The organism is Euzebyella marina, assembly GCF_003687485.1.
GTDB classification, from domain to species: domain Bacteria; phylum Bacteroidota; class Bacteroidia; order Flavobacteriales; family Flavobacteriaceae; genus Euzebyella; species Euzebyella marina.
The window spans coordinates 164,523-182,906 of the sequence record NZ_CP032050.1; the positions used below are offsets into that span (position 1 = coordinate 164,523).

Annotated in this window: 11 protein-coding genes; 9 read left to right on the forward strand and 2 right to left on the reverse strand. The window is 40.2% G+C overall.

The features are described from left to right. Positions 1-2: 2 nt before the first annotated feature. Positions 3-1,064: a pyridoxal-phosphate dependent enzyme gene (locus D1013_RS00725; RefSeq protein WP_121847059.1), complete on the reverse strand. Its 1,062-nt coding sequence runs from the start codon at positions 1,062-1,064 to the stop codon at positions 3-5. 99 nt (positions 1,065-1,163) lie between these two features. Beyond that, positions 1,164-2,189, reverse strand: a complete 1,026-nt coding sequence (locus D1013_RS00730) for a Kelch repeat-containing protein (protein WP_121847060.1) — start codon at positions 2,187-2,189, stop codon at positions 1,164-1,166. A gap of 148 nt (positions 2,190-2,337) precedes the next feature. Here D1013_RS00730 and D1013_RS00735 point away from each other — a divergent pair, with 148 nt between their 5' ends. The 9 genes from D1013_RS00735 to D1013_RS00780 all read left to right on the forward strand — a co-directional run bounded on the left by D1013_RS00735 (position 2,338) and on the right by D1013_RS00780 (position 18,368). Continuing rightward, on the forward strand, positions 2,338-3,288 hold the full coding sequence (locus tag D1013_RS00735) for a 2-dehydro-3-deoxygalactonokinase (RefSeq protein ID WP_121847061.1): 951 nt from the start codon (positions 2,338-2,340) through the stop codon (positions 3,286-3,288). Beyond that, positions 3,281-3,922, forward strand: coding sequence for a bifunctional 4-hydroxy-2-oxoglutarate aldolase/2-dehydro-3-deoxy-phosphogluconate aldolase (locus D1013_RS00740; RefSeq protein WP_121847062.1), 642 nt, complete (start codon positions 3,281-3,283; stop codon positions 3,920-3,922). The genes D1013_RS00735 and D1013_RS00740 overlap by 8 nt, the downstream gene beginning before the upstream one ends. A 131-nt stretch (positions 3,923-4,053) precedes the next feature. Next, the gene (locus D1013_RS00745) at positions 4,054-5,964 is read left to right on the forward strand and encodes a PA14 domain-containing protein (RefSeq protein ID WP_121847063.1); all 1,911 of its coding nucleotides are present in this window, start codon (positions 4,054-4,056) and stop codon (positions 5,962-5,964) included. A 324-nt stretch (positions 5,965-6,288) separates the two neighbouring features. Continuing rightward, entirely contained in the window at positions 6,289-9,432 is a 3,144-nt protein-coding gene (locus D1013_RS00750) for a SusC/RagA family TonB-linked outer membrane protein (RefSeq protein WP_121847064.1), read from the forward strand. Positions 9,433-9,442: 10 nt separating this feature from the next. Beyond that, positions 9,443-10,891, forward strand: coding sequence for a RagB/SusD family nutrient uptake outer membrane protein (locus D1013_RS00755; protein WP_121847065.1), 1,449 nt, complete (start codon positions 9,443-9,445; stop codon positions 10,889-10,891). A gap of 99 nt (positions 10,892-10,990) precedes the next feature. Then, positions 10,991-11,467, forward strand: coding sequence for a hypothetical protein (locus D1013_RS00760; protein WP_121847066.1), 477 nt, complete (start codon positions 10,991-10,993; stop codon positions 11,465-11,467). A gap of 4 nt (positions 11,468-11,471) precedes the next feature. Beyond that, positions 11,472-14,879 carry a VCBS repeat-containing protein gene (locus D1013_RS00765; RefSeq protein WP_121847067.1) on the forward strand — a complete coding sequence of 1,136 codons (3,408 nt, stop codon included), beginning with the start codon at positions 11,472-11,474 and terminating at the stop codon, positions 14,877-14,879. Between the two features lie 697 nt (positions 14,880-15,576). After that, the gene (locus D1013_RS00775) at positions 15,577-16,608 is read left to right on the forward strand and encodes an SIR2 family protein (RefSeq protein ID WP_121847069.1); all 1,032 of its coding nucleotides are present in this window, start codon (positions 15,577-15,579) and stop codon (positions 16,606-16,608) included. Positions 16,609-16,616: 8 nt separating this feature from the next. Further along, on the forward strand, positions 16,617-18,368 hold the full coding sequence (locus tag D1013_RS00780; RefSeq protein ID WP_121847070.1) for an ATP-binding protein: 1,752 nt from the start codon (positions 16,617-16,619) through the stop codon (positions 18,366-18,368). Positions 18,369-18,384: the final 16 nt, after the last annotated feature.

The following is an 18,384-nucleotide window of genomic DNA, read 5'->3' on the forward strand; positions in this document are numbered from 1 at the left end:
TTTTAGTTTTTTGCGGTCAGTACCGCTACGAACCTGTCCGGTTCAAAATTTAATTTCTCATCAAGTTCAAGCAGGGCAATCAATCCGGCAGTTGATGCCGGAAGAATGCGAAAACCCTCCTTTTTCGCTAGCAATGCGGTCATGTCCCTAAGCTTTCGGTCACTGATATTAAAGGCTTCACCATCCGATTCCCGTAAGGCATACAATGCCTCCTCTCCATCGAAACTATGCCAATTGATCAGGGGTTCGTTATACTTGGTTTCCTTAATACTATTGGGGTCTAAATCTTGGCAATGATCAAGGCCTTGTAAAAAGGATTGTATAATCGGATTCTTTTTAGTGGATGAGGCTGCCACCATCTTTGGTATGCGCGAAGTCTTTCCTCTTTTATAAAGATTCACAAACCCCCTGTATATGCCTGCAAAGAGAGTTCCGTTTGAAACCGGCACTGCGCAATACTTGGGAGCATCACCCAAATCTTCAAAAATTTCAGTAGCAATCTGTGAATAGGCGCTGATTTGAAGAGGGGTATTCGACCCCCCGGGGTTGGCATCATACCAGCCCTTATCAACCGCCATATCACTACTCGCCTTTACCACATCTTCGTAATTACCTGGCATACGCACAATGGTTGCTCCCAAATTTTTCATCTCTTCTACCCGCTCGGTATGGTATGATTCAGGTATAAAAATTTGGCATTGCATACCCGCCAAATTAGCTGCCAGGGCCACAGCAACGCCATAATTACCACAGGTGGCGAGTGAAACCGTATCAAAATCACGCCGTAGGGCATCATAAACCTGCGCAAAGGCGATACGGTCTTTTTGCGTGCCTGTCGGGTTATCGCCTTCATATTTGATATAGAGCTGCCGTATATCGAATTCACGTTCTAGCCCTTTGGCCCTGTTCAGACCCGTGTCGCCCACTTCTAGGTTGATCATATCTTCGTACGACTCCAGTCTGTCGACCAATGATTTGGTCTTATCTTTCACGAAAGAACTCAACTTTTTCGTCTCTGAAGAAACTTTGTTCTGTGCGGTCTTTACCCCGTCTCTTAGGTCCATTTCATAGCATTTGGTAATTACAAAAACCCTATCAAATGTAATCTGTTTTTAGATATACAATTACATTAAATCAGGAAAATAGAAAGGTAAAATTTGGGATTATGGAGTATATTTTTCCATAGTAGCCAATTCGGGCGAACCTCCTCTGTTGCCGCATCCTGAAGCGACATATACCGAGCCTTCGTTCAAAATTAGGCCTGTGCCATGACGGCCCTCTAAAAGACTTGGAAGGGCTTCCCATTCGTTAGAGACCAAGTTTAGGGCCTCTACATGTTCATGAGCCTTTTCTTGGCTGGCCGATTCACCGCCAGCAACCCATATTTCATTTTCAACTAAAAGAGCGGCATTACCGGCCCTCTCTGTCGGTATAGGGTTTGGAAGTGTTTCCCAAGAATCGGTCTCAATATCGTATACATCGACCTCTCCAATGGTACCACCAAAAGGATTCTCTGGCTCGATACCGGTATTACGCCCCGCTAGTGCGTAAATTTTACCATCTGACACTACGGCTTGAAAATGGTCTCTGGCACGTGGTGCATCTGACAAGGTTTCCCATTTGCCGGTTTTAGGGTCGTATCGATCCATCCACTTTTTATGGTCTCCTATATGCCCATTTTTAATTCCGCAGGTCACATATATTTGGTCTTCAAACAACACATTGCCAGTAGAGCCCCTTCTCCTGTCCTCAGGTATTTCGTCTCCTTGGGTCCATTCATCTTTTGATGGGTCATAGATATATACGTGTTCTGTAGGTGTCTCCGCTGGCCACTTTCCGGTCAAAGCCGATATGATATATATTTTATCCTCAAAAACAACCGGCTGAAAATGGTGCAATTCAATAGGTGGTTTTAAGCCTTGTGACCAACTTTTTGTTTGCGTATGGTAAATACTTACCGGTCTAATGTCTCTTCCTCCTAATAGATAGAACTTATCGCCTACTTGTACAAAGGCCGCTTCATGCCTTGCAATAGGCTCGGTGCCATCTTCAGATGTTACCGACTGCCAACCTTTGTTTTCTTGGGGCTTTTCTGCTTCGACCTTATCGGTCTCTTTGCTTTTTTGAGGGGCATCTTTACAGCTTGCAAGTAGAAAGAACAGGGCAATTATGGGTAGAAAATTTTTCATAGTTGTTTTATAGTTTATGCATCTAAATGTACTATATAATTGCTACGCGACCATACCATATAGGTGAATACCCTATTGATTAGGCCCGCAATTTTGACTCGTCGCCAGTTTATTCTAATTGTTATCTTTAACCTGTTAAGCAGCATTTATGAAACTTCCTTCGCATTTTATCAGTTGTGATTGGGGAACAAGCAACTTTAGGCTACTTTTGGTCGACACCAAATCTCTAGAGGTTCTTTCTCAATACACCAGCGAACAGGGTATTAAAAAACATTATAAAGACTTCAAGTCACAACTGGAAAAATCTAGGCAAGAGTTTTTTCAGTCTTACCTCTTAGAAAAGATAGATACAATTTCGGTTCCGTATTCTTCCCGAACACCGATAATCGCTTCGGGAATGTTGTCATCTTCAATCGGAATGAAAGAATTACCGTATTCTAAATTTCCTGTTGATTTTGATGGGGATGGTTTGATCAGTGTTCGTATGGAAGAAAACGGAAAGCCAGACCTTATATTGGTTTCCGGAGCAAGAACTGAAAACGATGTTATGCGCGGCGAGGAAATTCAGGCTATCGGTCTTTCAGAGCTGCTTTCAAGAAATGAAAAAGGAATTTTAATCTTACCGGGAACCCATTCCAAGCACATCGCCTTTAACAACGGCCGATTCGAAAACTTCAAAACCTATATGACCGGCGAGCTTTTCGAGGTTATAAGTAGGCACAGCATTCTATCAGCTTCTTTGGAGCAAAGCCCTTGGGATTCTTCATTTGAGACCTATTTTCTCGAAGGGGTCAAAAAGGCGCTTAGTAACGATGCCATGTCGGCTCTCTTTTCGGTCAGGGCCAACAGCCTTTTGAACGATTCTACGGGTGTAGAGAATTTTTATTTCTTATCGGGCCTACTTATAGGCAGCGAACTTTCACATATTGCCGATATGTACGAAAAAGTATATTTAGGGGCTACCGGAATCAATGCCAAATTGTACAAGTTGGCGTTGACATACATTCTTCCTGCCGATTACCTCACTTGCTTTAGCTCAAGCGATATGGAAAAATCGCTATTGGCAGGACAACTCAAAATCTTAAAAAGTTATGTTTGACCAACCTTTTTCTTGGGTAAAGTTCTATAAAAATCCTCTGGTAGGCATTCTAAGGGGTTACTCACTCGAAACGATAGATAAGATTGCAGGGGCCTACTTAAAAAGTGGTTTTTACACTTTAGAAATTACAATGAACACCGACGGAGTTGGTGAAATTATTAAAACCCTTCGAGCGGATTATCCTGACCTAAATATTGGGGCGGGTACCGTTTGTAACTTAGCCGATCTTGAAAAAGCTTTGGAGGCCGGTGCGCAATTTATTGTTACCCCTATTCTCGACCCAGAAGTTATCAAAGAATGTGTGAATAGAAACATTCCTATATTTCCGGGAGCCTTTACACCTACCGAGATTTACAAAGCTTGGTCACTGGGGGCCTCGGCAGTAAAGGTTTTTCCAGCCACGCAGTTAGGCCCAAAGTATATTAAAGACGTACTGGCCCCTCTTAATAAAATCAAACTTTTACCTACGGGAGGCGTTAGTAAGGATAATGTTCAAGAATTTTTCAAAGCTGGGGCCGTAGGTGCCGGTGTCGGTAGCACGTTATTTCATAAAGAATATATTCAGGCCGGCAATTACGATGCCCTAAGTGAACACTTTTTAGAGTTTAAAGATAAGATTGAGCCTTTTTTGTAGGGGAAGTCGTCACTGTCCTGATCTGCCTGTACAATCATAATCTTGACCTAACCTTGGCCGTAATTAGTTAACCTATATTTAAATTAAGTTTCCTGTCAAGAAAATAATTTGCAGCTCTTAAACCATCCGTCATGTATTCATATTTGAAAGGCCTTTTTCTTATAGGGCTACTCGTTATTCAAGTACCCACTAATGCACAAGAAAATCTATCGGTATTTGTGCATGATTCAATTGAAAATCAAAAGCCTTGGTCAGATAAACCTTTTTATAATAACCCTGAGAACTTTCAATTTGCCATTGTAAGTGACCGCACCGGTGGCCATCGAAAGGGTGTTTTCGGAAATGGTTTAAATAAAATAAATATACTATATCCTGAATTCGTCATGAGCGTTGGCGACCTGATTGAGGGGTATACTAAGGATCCGGATCTCTTAGATGAACAATGGCTAGAGTTTGATGGTATAATCGATTCCTTAAAAACCAAGTTCTTCTACGTTGCAGGCAATCATGACTATTCCAACGATGTAATGGCGCAACGATGGAAAGAAAGATATGGTAAGGATTACTATCATTTTATATACAAAGATGTTTTGTTTCTTGTAGTGAACAGTAATGATGGTGACGGTGTTTTAATGGGAAGAGACCAAATAGAATACCTGAAGGAAGCTATCTCTCAAAATACAGACGTTCGCTGGACAATGGTTTTTATGCATCACCCGATGTGGATTTACGGTGAGGCCAATGGGTTTAATGAGGTTGAGGAGGTTTTAAAAAATCGGGATTATACGGTATTTGCGGGTCACACGCACAGGTACCTTCATGAGATAAGAAATGATCGCCATCATTATTTACTTGGAACTACCGGAGGAGGCAGCAAATTGCGTGGCCCAAAATTTGGCGAATTCGATCATGTCAGTTGGGTGACCATGACCGCTGAAGGGCCGAAAATGGCCAATCTGGCCCTTTCTGGAATTATTGACCACGATGTAAGTAATGGCCAAACAAGAGAAATGGCCGTAAACCTAATGCAAGCAGCAGAACTTAGCCCATTACTTTTATCCAAAGAGAATGAGCGAAAGGTAATTATGGTTCTCAAGAATGAAGCAGAAGAAACACTGTACTTCAAAGGTCAATTATTTCATCATCATCAAGTTCAACCTGATGAATCAGTGTTTGAGGTGGAGCTACCTAGCGGCGCTTCAAAACAGATTACTTTTAAAGTTAAAAGTGCTGCAGAGATCGACCAAAACGGTTGGGATCCTCTACAAATGCAATGGCAAATGGGTTATGACTCTGCTTTTATGGAACCCGCCTTTACTTTAAGTGGTACTGAAATTATAGACCTAGACGACCCTCAAGTCAATATTTCGCTTACTGAAGAAGATATATTTCTTAAGGAGTTAAGCGTGACAGCAGATCATCCTTATGAGAATTTACAGCTAAAATATACCGTTAACGGGCAGATTCCTGATTTGAATTCTTCGAATTTCACCAAATCCTTTGTATTAAAAGAAACTTCCGAAACTCAATTTTTGTTTGCCGATAATGAAGGCTTTACAAGTTCGGCGGTAAAAAAAGAATACCGAAAAGTGAAACCCTCGAAGGCAAGTAGGGTCGGTAGACCGAAAAAGGGATTGAGCTATTCGTATTTCGAAGGTGATTTTACCTCCATTCCCGACTTTGGTTCATTAGAGGTCATCAAAACAGGGGCCACTGAAGATTTGAGTCCCGACACTATAGGCGAACGCTTAGACCATTATGCGATTCAGTACGAAGGGTATGTTAAGGTGCCTTCAGATGGTGTCTATACCTTTTATTTAAGATCGGATGACGGTAGCAAACTTTATATCAATAAAGAGCTTGTAGTTGACAATAGCGGATCGCATAGTGCTGAAACCAAAAAAGGGCTTGTGGCCTTAAAAAAAGGATTTCATCCAATTCAGATAGATTATTTTGAAGACTTTTTGGGCGAAGAACTACAACTTGAATATTCTGGGCCTACTATAGAAAGGTCTCCGGCAAGTCTATGGTATAGACCCTAACTCTCTCTGCGTTTGGCGTAGTATAAATCTTGCATAATGGTAAATTTTTACTTCATTTACCAATTTGTCAATTTTGTACAATTATTGTTGCCAATTGATGACATTTTACCGCATAATTGTGGCTATATGCCAAATGTCATTTTCAAGGGCTAATATTTCGTAAGATATTGATAACATTCAATTAACTTACCAAAGTTTACCATTTGTAAATTTGTTAGAAACGCATTTGTCTTGTGTAGCCCTCTCTTTTTCAAATAATTGTAAAAGAAGGCTTCCAATAGGCATTTCGTGAAGCAACAGAACTAACCCCAACCAATATCTCCCATGAAATCAAAAAAGAGTGTTTCATATCAGGGTCACGATTCTTCCCTATATGCATGGAATTTATGCGCTGGTTTTCCAACAAAGAGGAAAATACTACCAGCGCTTTTATTTTGTTCCCTAATCAGCGGTACTACCATAGTGGCGGCCATACCTGTAGATGGGCTATCGTATGATAGTAATATTATTAACTTTCAACAGACCATTACCGGCACGGTTTCCGATGAACTGGGGCCATTACCAGGAGCTACCGTTCAGGTAAAGGGTACTTCAGTAGGCGTCACCACTGATTTTGACGGTAATTACTCCATAGAGGCCGATAGTGATGCTATCTTGGTAGTTTCCTATTTGGGTTATGCTACTCAAGAAGTAGCGATTAATGGGCAACAAACCTTGAACGTTCAATTACAACCAGATGCTACCCAACTTGAAGATGTAGTGGTGGTTGGTTATGGTACAACTGCCAAAAAAGACGTTACCGGCGCTATATCATCCGTTAAGGCCGAGGAGATTGAAAACCTTCCGGTTGCCAATGTTGAAAAGGCTCTTCAAGGTAGAATGTCTGGGGTTCAGGTAGTCAATAATGGTGGTGCCCCAGGAGGAGAAACCAAAATAAGAATTCGGGGTACAGGAACCGTAAATAACTCAGATCCGTTGTACGTTGTCGATGGCGTTCCTACCAGTAACATAAACGGTCTTAATCAAAATAACATCGCCTCACTGGAAGTTTTAAAAGATGCTTCAGCCTCGGCTATCTATGGTACCCGTGCGGCTAACGGGGTGGTCATTATCACCACAAAAAAAGGTACTAAAGGTCAAAAACCGAGCATTAACCTAAACGCTTATACCGGTTTCTCAAATGTGAGAAAGACAATCGATGTGCTGACCGCTCCTCAATTGGCCGAAATTAAAATTGAAAGATCTGCGAATGACGGTGCCGACGCCGATGCGGTTTGGAGCGACCCTCAATATCTTAACCAAACCACTGATTGGCAAGATGAAATATTTGAGACCGGCTACACCAACAATGCAGATTTCAGTGTTACAGGTGCTGGAGAGAACAGTTCTTATCTAGTAGGTTTTGGCTACTACGATGAGCAAGGTATTTTAAGCAACTCGTTTGCCAACCGTCTTACTTTTCAGTTGAATACCGATACCCAAGTGACCGATTGGCTTAAAATCAATCAAAACCTATCGATTTCAAGAAGAAAGACGAACTCGCCCAATACCTCATCATCTCAGTCAGGGGTTATCGCCAGTGCCCTAAGGTTTCACCCAGGCCTACCCGTGTACCTTGCCGACGGTAATTATTCTACCACTCAGGTAAGTAGCGAGTTTGGTGATATTAACAACCCACTGCACACTATCAACGAAGATAACGACCTTCGACAGGCCAACACACGGCTTTTAGGAAATATACAAGCGGAAATTAAGCTATATGACGGCCTTAGCTTCAAGGCCAATTTCGGCCTAGATGGCGAAATTTCAGACCGCAAAAGATACTATCCCCAAATTCTTGACCAAACAAGAAACAGGGGCCTGAGCAGTTTGGAAAGAGAATACAGTGAATTTTATTCTATTCTACAAGAGTATTTCTTGAGCTATAATAAGCTTTTCGGAGACCATTCAGTTGGTGCTGTAGCGGGTTACACAGAACAATCGTTCGAAAATCAGGGCTTCTACGCCCAAGCCAACAATATTAATGACTCAGAGTCCGAAAAGATTTTAAGCAACGGTGATAACGATAACGCTACCGAGTTTCGCTCCCATGACGGTCTTCGATCAATGTTTGCTAGAGTCAACTATGGCTATAAAAATCGTTATCTGTTGACTGCCACTTTTCGCTCAGATGAATCTTCTAGGTTCGCAGAGGGCAATCAGAGGGGTAATTTTCCAGCATTTTCGGCAGGATGGAGAATATCGGAAGAGTCTTTCTTTAACGTACCGCTTATTGATAACTTGAAAATCTCTGGAGGTTGGGGTCAATTAGGAAACCAGAATATCGACAGGTTGCAGTATTTGGCAACCTTGACCGCCGGAAACCGATATTCATTCGGGCAAGACGGGCAGGTACAGGTTGAAGGCATTTCACAATCTACGTATGCTAACCCTGATGTGACATGGGAAACCGTAGAAATGACCAACTTTGGCCTAGAGACCAGTCTTTTTGATTACCGCTTGACTTTTAATGCCAACTACTTTATAAAGAATACCGAAGACATGCTGTTACGTCTTCCGGCTATTGGTTCGCAGGGTACCGCAACGGCTCCTTTCAAAAATGCCGGAGAAGTTCAGAATAAAGGTTTAGAGCTAGAGCTTGGCTGGAATGACCAAAAAGGTGATTTCTCATACGGTGTTTCTGCAAATGCATCCTTTATAAGCAATAAGGTGGTAAGCCTTTTGGAAAATCAAGATTACCTTACTTCCGACCCGTTCAGCAGAACGGGACAAGAACTGTCTCGCACTTATATTGGTGAGCCCATAGCGACGTTCTACGGCTATAAATCAGATGGTTTGTTTCAAAGCGAAGCCGAAGTTAATGCACACGCCTTACAAGAAGGCGCCCAACCGGGAGATGTTCGTTTTCAAGATTTGAACAACGACGGTGTTATCGACGATAATGACCGTATGATAATCGGAAGTCCACATCCTGATGTTACCTACGGTCTCAACCTGGACTTTGGATACAAAAATTTTGATCTTACCGCCTTTTTTGTAGGTGTGGGTGGAGTAGACATTTTTAATGCCGAAAAAACCGTGGGCATGAACAGCTCTTTTAATTTCAACTACCATGCTGAGATATTGGATAGATGGACAGGGCCTGGAACTAGCAATAGCACACCAAGGGTAACATTCAATGATGAGAACAATAACTTTAGAACCTCTGATCTTTTCATCGAATCAGGAGACTATTTTAGGCTCAAGAACCTGACACTTGGTTATACATTGCCCCTAGATATTACCGAAAAGTACGGTATCGGTAAACTCCGTTTATACCTATCAGGTCAAAATGTATTTACCATCACCGGTTATTCTGGCTTCGACCCCGAATTGGGGCTTACCAACGGTAACCTGCAACAAAATGTTGATACGGCACAGTTTCCACAATCAAGAACCTATTTATTAGGCGTTAACTTAACCTTTTAAGCAAGAAAAAATGAAAAATCAATATAAATACTTGGTTCCTTTTGTTGTAGCTATATGCCTTGTTCAAAGCTGTGACGATGAGATTTTGGAAACAACGCCTTATGGGCAATATACCTCTGCGGAATTCTGGCGTAATGCCGAAGACGCCGAGGCGGCAGCTAATGCCATGTATCAACCACTAAGGTGGGAAGACCTTTATGGGCATAGTGAAAATGTGTTTGATAACAGTTCTGACGACTTGTTCAGGGCGGGTGACCACGGTTACGAAACGGCAATGGAAAACTTTACGTTTGACGCCAGTAACAACGGCTTTCGTTATGGTTGGACGGCCAAATACGAAATGATTGCAAGGGCCAATGCCGTATTGATCAATGTACCCAATATTGAAATGGACGCCACCCTGAAAAACAGGATTTTGGGCGAAGCACACTTTATTCGAGCCTTTGCCTATTGGAGGTTTTCGGTCATTTACGGTAGTGTTCCGATTGTATTGGAGCAAAATGTTATCGACAACAATTTCAATATTGCCAAATCATCAATTGAAGAAGTTCGCTCTCAAGTAGAATCTGATTTACTGAAGGCCATCGATTATCTTCCGGAAAGTTATAGCGGTGACGACATTGGTAGGGCCAGTCAAGGTACTGCCTACGGTCTTTTGGCCAAACTATACCTGTACGAAGAAGACTTTGCTGCGGCCATAAGTGCAGGCGAAGCCATAATAAACGGACCCTATGCCCTTGCCGGTAACTATAGGGATAATTTTGAGGTGGCCAGTGAAAATAATCCTGAAATGCTATTTGCCGCCCAAGGATTGGATGGATGGGCAGATGTTCCTAAAACTTATGACGCACCGAGACCTTGGGGAGGATGGGATTTTCACAACCCGGTGGAAGACATTGTAAACGAATATGAAACCGATGACCCTCGTTTAGGCTATTCTATCTTAAGACCTGGTGACATGATTGAAAGAGGCGGTGAGTTCGGTACCGTTGAATTTACTGCCGATTTAAGCCAAACCGGTTACTCATTGACCAAATATTGGAGTTTTAATACTGACGATGGTACTATCAACCGTGACCATAACGTGCCAATTTTGAGGGCCGCCGATGTTTACTTAATTGTTGCAGAGGCCAAAATTCGCCAAGATGGTCCGGGAGCCGGAGACAGTGAAATCAATATTGTTAGAAACCGTGTAGGGTTAGACCCCGTAAGCAATGCCGGTATGCCAGAACTAATTCATGAACGCAGGGTAGAACTATTTGGCGAGAACCAAAGACACCAAGATCTTATGCGATGGGACAAGGCAGGTATTGTAGATATCGTATCAATCTACGGTGAAGATCGCGGGCAGTTCGATCCGCCGAGAACTTTTGAAAAGCCTAAACATTACTATTTTCCGCTTCCCCAAAGTGAAATAGATAAAAGTGAAGGCATCCTCATTCAAAATGAGGACTATTAGAAAATCCGCATAGAATTTACCTACTTTATGGCTTCCTAGGTGTTTATCAGTAAATCCTAGGAAGCCATATCTTTAACATCTAAAGATTAACCTTCCGTAATGGCAATGAAAAGAGTAGTGGGTTTCAGATATTTTATGATTCCTTTTTTGTTGATTGCTTTGATTTCTTGTTCCCCTAAAAAAATACATAAAGAAAATTTGATAGGGGCATGGCAAGTTGACTCGGCAATGAGCTATTACAACGGGTTTTCGCATATGCAGCTTGAAGAAGGTCATGATTGGGGCCTTTGTACCTATACGAGGGATAGTATGATGAGGGAATCAAAGTTTGAAACCTACCGCAGTTTTTATTTTGGTTTTAAAGGAAAAGACAGTCTTTTTCTGTCTCCCACCAATACCAACGATACCGTAAAATTTCAAGTTCTGGTCTTGAACGAACAAATTCTGGCATTAAAAATGCCCCAGAAACCAATTTTCAAATCAACCGGAAACCAAGAACGTTATGAAATACGCTACTATTCGCGTACATCACCACCGAAAGTAAAACCCAAACTATTGCCAGGTTTTAAAGAATAAGATAATGAACCGTTTCATCTTTAGTGCTAAATTATTCATTACAATAGGCCTAATGTCTATTATCGGCTGCACCACAGAAAAAGAAAAGTCAGTTACACTCGAAAATCAATCCGCCTCATTTCAGCTTTTTGAGGTGCTATCTCCTGAAACTACAGGGTTAACATTTAACAATCTTATTAATGAAAGTCCGACCATAAACGGAGTCTTGTATGAGTACCTTTATAACGGTGGGGGTGTCGCTGCCGGCGATTTTAATAATGACGGCTGGCAAGACCTATTTTTCACCTCTAATCTTAACCCAGATGAGATCTATCTTAACAAGGGTGGTTTTCAGTTTCAAAGGGTTACTGCCCAAGCCAAACTTACAGGCAACAAAGGGTTTTCAACAGGGGTCACTACCGTTGATATCAATAATGACGGGCTCTTAGATATTTATGTGTGCAAATCGGGCAATTATGACGATACTGAGTTCTTAAAAAACGAACTCTTTATCAACTTGGGCATCAATAGCGATGGAGTGCCTACGTTCGAGGAAAGAGCGAGCGATTATGGATTAGATATTTCCGATCATTCAACCCAAGCAGCATTCTTTGATTATGATAGAGATGGCGATTTAGATATGTTTTTACTTAATCATGGTATTGACCCAGCAGAAACAGAGCCAAACATCGACCGCTTGCTTCTTCAAAAATCGAAACACAGTAACAACAAACTTTTTAAAAACAATGCAGGGCATTTTACCGATGTTTCAGCCGCCTCCGGTATAATCAATAACAGTATAGGTTATGGTCTGGGTATTGCTGTCGGAGACCTTAATAATGACCATTGGCCGGATATGGTTGTGGGTATGGACTATTCTGAAAAAGACCATCTTTATATCAATCAAAAGAACGGCACGTTCAAAGAGGTCATACGACAGGCCACCAATCATATCAGCAATTTTTCGATGGGCAATGATATTGGTGATATTAATAATGATGGTCGATTCGACTTCATATCTGTCGATATGGTATCCAACAACAATTATGACCTAAAAACCAATATGAGCGGTATGAACCCCCAGCGCTTTTTTGATTTGGTCGATAGAGGTCTACATCATCAATATATGTTCAATACCCTGCAATTGAATAACGGTAATATGCTTGATGATGGTACCGTTCCAGCATTTTCTGACGTTGCTCAAATCACTGGTTTGGCAAAGACCAATTGGAGCTGGGCTCCGCTTTTTTTTGATATGAACAACGATGGCCTTCAAGATCTATTCGTATCAAACGGGGTTTTAAGATCCTTTCGAAATAACGACTTTGTTATCTACAAAAGAAAGAGAGTACAGCAATTATATGCAGATATGAATCGATTGGCCAACCGAGATTCCCTTATTGAAAAATATTACAAAGACCTTCTAGCCGTAATGCCAGAAAAAAAAGAGGTTAACCTCTTTTACACGAACAACGGGAGTCTCAGTTTTTCAGAAATTAAGAACGATTCATTAGCCCCAACGGCTACCAACGGGGCTATTTATGTAGACCTTGACAATGACGGCGACCTCGATTTGGTGGGTAACAACATCAACGATCCCGCATTGATCTACCGAAACAATAGCAATGAAAATTCTACCAATCATTTTTTAAAGGTTAAGCTACGCGGTCCGAAAGACAATGCCAATGGCATAGGTGCTAAAGTGTGGATCACCACAAAAGGCCTACGCCAGGTAAAAGAGCTCTATACTTCGAGAGGCTTTCAATCTGCTGTACCCCATGAACTTCATTTTGGTTTGGGTGACCATCAACTAATTGACCAACTCAAAATAACATGGCCCGATGGGCGCTCTCAAATTTTAAACGGGATAGAGGCCGATCAGAAGATAATTGTAAACTATGAAGATTCTTCTGAAACAAGAGACGAATCAGAGGAAATCGAACCGCTTTTTGCCACCTCAAATTTACGCGGTGTGGGTTTTGAACACCAAGAAAACTCTTATGACGACTTCAAGAAGGAAATTTTGCTTCCGCATAAATACTCGCAAAACGGCCCTGCATTGGCCGTTGCCGATGTAAACGGTGATCAATTCGATGATTTCTTTGTGGGAGGGGCTAATAATCAGGCCGCAGCGCTATATCTGCAAAAAGAAGATGGTTCGTTTATCCAAGTATCTAAGAAAGTTTGGGCGGCCGACGCTTTTCATGAAGATGTAGCGGCCACTTTTTTTGATGCCGATCAAGACGGAGATTTAGATTTGTATGTGGCCTCGGGAGGTAATGAGTCGCCTGAAGGCGATACATATTATAAGCATCGAATGTACATCAACAATGGTAAAGGTCAGTTCGAGAAGGCTGTCAAGGCATTACCAAATATCCAAGTCTCCGCATCTTGCGTGGTACCCGCTGACATAGACGGCGATGGAGACTTAGACCTTTTTGTGGGTGGGAAAACAGTACCTGGTCGGTATCCATTTGCCCCTGACAGTTATCTTCTGATTAACCAAAGCACAAAAGAAAATGTCATATTTAAAAATGCTACCGCAACCAACGCCCCAATTTTAAAGGGATTGGGAATGGTGTCTAACGCCCAATGGGGCGATATCGACCAAGACGGAGACCTTGATTTAGTGGTTGTGGGTGAATGGATGCCGCTCACCATTTTAGAAAATGTTGACGGCCAACTAATAAATAGCACCAACAAGGCCTCATTAGACAGGCAAACCGGTTGGTGGTACGGATTGAAGATGCATGATTTCGATGGCGATGGCGACCTTGATTTTATAGCTGGTAACCTCGGGAAAAATTACAAGTATCAAGCTTCTTCAGAAGAACCCTTCGAGGTTTATGCTAAAGATTTTGATGAAAACGGAAGTCTTGATATTGTACTCAGTTATTACGAAAGGGGAAAGCTTTACCCCTTACGCGGGCGGCAGTGCAGCTCTGATCAGATGCCTTTCATCAAGAAAAAATTCCCTAGTTATAATGAGTTTGGGGCGGCCGACCTTTCAATGGTGTACGGTAAAGAAGCTCTTGAAAATGCGTTGCATAGGCAGGCAGAAACATTCGCCAGTGTATATGTCGAAAACTTGGGAGATTTCAAATTCAGAATTCACGAGTTAGACCCTTTAGCACAATTGTCTTCGGTTAACAGTATTCTGGTTGACGATTTTAATAAAGACGGAAATGCCGATGCATTGCTTGTTGGAAATCTTTATCAGGCAGAGGTAGAAACAACACGAAATGATGCCAGCTATGGTACGGTTCTTTTAGGTAATGGTAGGGGCAAATTCACCGCTATGATGCCAGCGGAAAGCGGACTTTTCGTAAAAGGAGATGTCAAGCAGGCATCTATCCTCCGTTCTTCTAGCGGAGAGAAACGCTTTCTATTTGCCAAAAACGACGCGCCCATTCAGGCGGTAGACCTTAACTAAAATAGAAATTTTGACTATTTAAGGAATGGAATTTTACAAATAGTAAACTGTAGTTTTTTAATTTATTTGGGGAGAAACTTCCCTCCTAAAAATGTCATGTTATGATATATTAACATGGGGTTGATATATTTTGACCTAGGCGCATCGAAACTGTTAATTTAGTAATGCTTAGATAACTTTCGCTTAACCTTTTAGCTTTTACTATTAGTAAATTTGCCTCAATGCTTATGACCCCAAATGTAAGTGTACTTTCACCTCTTTTGAAAGCTTCTACTTTATTTTCAGGGTTGTACGCCAACATATAAAAGATGACCTCACAGGTAATCTTTAGCAAAAAGGCAGTCAACTCAAGGCCCCTCTACCGCCCATTTTTGACTATTTTATTGCCAATGATTACGGCCTCTAGAGCCTGAAAACTTTGTTAAGTCTTTCTTTTTAGTCACCCAAAGATTTTCCGGGAAGGCTTCCTTCCTGGGAAATTCTTTGGTATTACGTCCTTTAATCCTTTTCTCTTATAAGTTTTTCTACAATTTAAAGAAATCTTATTCCTACATCGTTAATATTTGCTTTTGGTCGAAAAGAAGTCCTTAAAGCTCTTCATTGAAGATTTTCGTAAAAAAGCTAATGCCGCAATTACGATATTTATAAAGCTAACGAAAACGTTTTAGAGAAGTTCTCACAGTAGCAATCGTGAATTATGGATAAAAAAGAAGAAGCTGTAATAAAGCAATTACAAACTTGGACAAATAATATTCCTCTAATTGTACTTGGTAGCGGAGCTTCTGTTCCCTTTAGACTTCCTTCAATGTGGACTTTGGGAGAGTACTTAAAAAGTTCAATAAGTTTTGTGAATTCTGATGACCAAGCTCAATTTGAAAAATTTAAAGACGAATTTGACAAAACTGGTGATTTAGAAACAACACTTACAAAACTTCAATTAAGAGCCAACGTACTTGCTGAAATCGTCGATAAAACTTGGGAACTTGTCAATGAATCAGATTTAAAAGCATACGAGAAATTCATCAACAAAGTAATTGAATTTCCCTTAGCCGAATTATTAAAATATCTCTTAGACACAGCAGGTAAAAAAGTTTCAATTATAACAACGAACTATGACAGGCTAGCTGAATATGCTACTAGTCTTTCTAAAGCTATTATCTGTAGTGGTTATGCTCAAAGTCATATTGGACACTTCTCAAACAATATTCAATCCAACAATTTAGCTTCTTTAAATGGCTATAAAGGACAAGTAAACATTTGGAAAGTTCACGGTTCGTTAGACTGGTTTAAATCTAATGAAGATGAAAATATACAACTTCCATTAAGACAAAGCATTCCAAAAGACTATCGCCCTTTAATTGTAACACCTGGCTTAAGCAAATATTCAGAGACACATAATGAACCATATAGAACAATTTTTACACAAGCAGACTCTGAAATTGAAAATGCGAATGGTTTTTTATGTATTGGCTATGGGTTTAATGACACTCACGTTCAACCAAAACTAATTGAACAAATAAAAAACAGTAAGCCAATTATTGTAATAACTAAAGAACTTACTGAAAAAACTAAACAATCAATCATCGATAATAAATGCCAAAAGTACTTGCTTATCGAAGAGGCTAATTCTAAAAATACCAAAATCTACTCTTCCAAATTTGGAGAATTTGTAATTGAAGATACTAGTTACTGGGAATTAGGAGAATATTTAAAACTAATCATTTCATAAACAGAACTATGGCTATATTCCAATTTGAAGAATCTACAAAAATCGGTACCGTTTTTAGTGTTGACACTTCTACTCTAATAGTAAAAGTTGAAGAACTCGAAAAGCTAAGGAAACTGCAGGTAAATCATTTAATTGCTATAAAAAGCTCAAAAGCTGGACAACATTTAATTGGTATCATCAACCGAATTACGAGAAAAGTATCCAATGACGAGAATCCAGTCTCCGATGATTTAGGTCTAACCAATTTTTTGCTAACAGAAAACATCTTAAAAGTTAACCTAATTGGTACTTTAATAGACAAACACGGACAAAAAGAAAATGTATTCAAAAGAACTTTAGATACAGTTCCTGAAATTGAAGCAAACTGTTTTCCTATTGACGGAGAAAATATCACAAAGTTTATGCGTACGATATCAGCAAAGGAAAATTATGATATTCCTCTCTCTCTTGGTAAATACTCAATTGATGAAAATGCAGATGCGTATTTAGATGGAGACAAACTTTTTCAAAGACACGCTGTAGTTGTAGGTAGTACTGGTTCTGGGAAATCTTGGTGCGTAGCAAAATTGGTTGAACAAATTGCAAAACTTCCAATGGCAAATTCAATACTTTTTGACATTCACGGAGAATATAGTGGAGAAGATTTTAAAACCGATGGAATACAACATTTACGGGTTGCTAATCCCTCTGACTTAGGAAAAACTGGAAATCTGCAAAATAGTGTTTTAATGCTTCCTTATTGGCTTTTGACTTATGAAGAAATGTTAGCAATGTTACTTGATAGAAGTGACAGTAATGCACCGAATCAAGCAATGCTTTTTTCTAAAATTGTCTTTGAAGAAAAATTAGCTTTTTTAGATTCAATTGGAGACACAACATTTAAAGATTCTATAACTATTGACAGCCCAATACCATATAAAATTGATAATGTAATAAGCAAATTAAAAAATCTTGACGAAGAACGTGTTCCCGGAGCAAGAGCAGGTCAAGACAAGGCAGGACCTTTCAATGGAAAATTAACAAGATTTGTACAAAGGTTAGAAGCTAAAAGTCAAGATAAAAGATTAGGTTTCTTGTTTCAAATATCAAATGACGAATTAGATATTGACTGGATGAATAGCTTATGTAACTTGTTAATGCAAGGTTCTAAACAAAATGACCAAAAATCAGGTGTAAAGGTTATTGATTTTTCAGAAGTTCCTTCAGACGTTTTACCACTTGTTATTGGACTGGTGGCAAGAATTGTATTTACTGTTCAACAATGGACAGCAAATGACAAAAGACATCCTATTTGTCTATTGTGTGATGAAGCTCATTTATACATTCCCGAAAGAACAAGTCAAGATTCTGCTTCCGAACTTGGTTTAAAGAATTTTGAAAGAATTGCAAAAGAAGGTAGAAAATATGGTGTTAGTCTAACTGTTATAAGTCAAAGACCAGCAGAAGTTAACAGAACAGTTCTTAGTCAATGTAATAATTTCATTTCACTAAGGTTGTCAAATGCAGAAGACCAATCAGTTGTAAAAAGACTATTACCAGATAATCTTTCTGGGCTAACAGATGTATTACCGATTTTGGATATTGGAGAAGCTTTAGTTGTTGGAGATTCATCTCTATTACCTACGAGAATATTAATAGATGAGCCAACAATTAAACCACAAAGTGCAACAATTGATTTTTGGAAAGAATGGAGTAATGACAAGGCTGAGCAAGATATTCTAAGTGCAGTAATTGGCTTAAGAAGGCAAAGTAGAATTTGATACGGACAACTTTGAT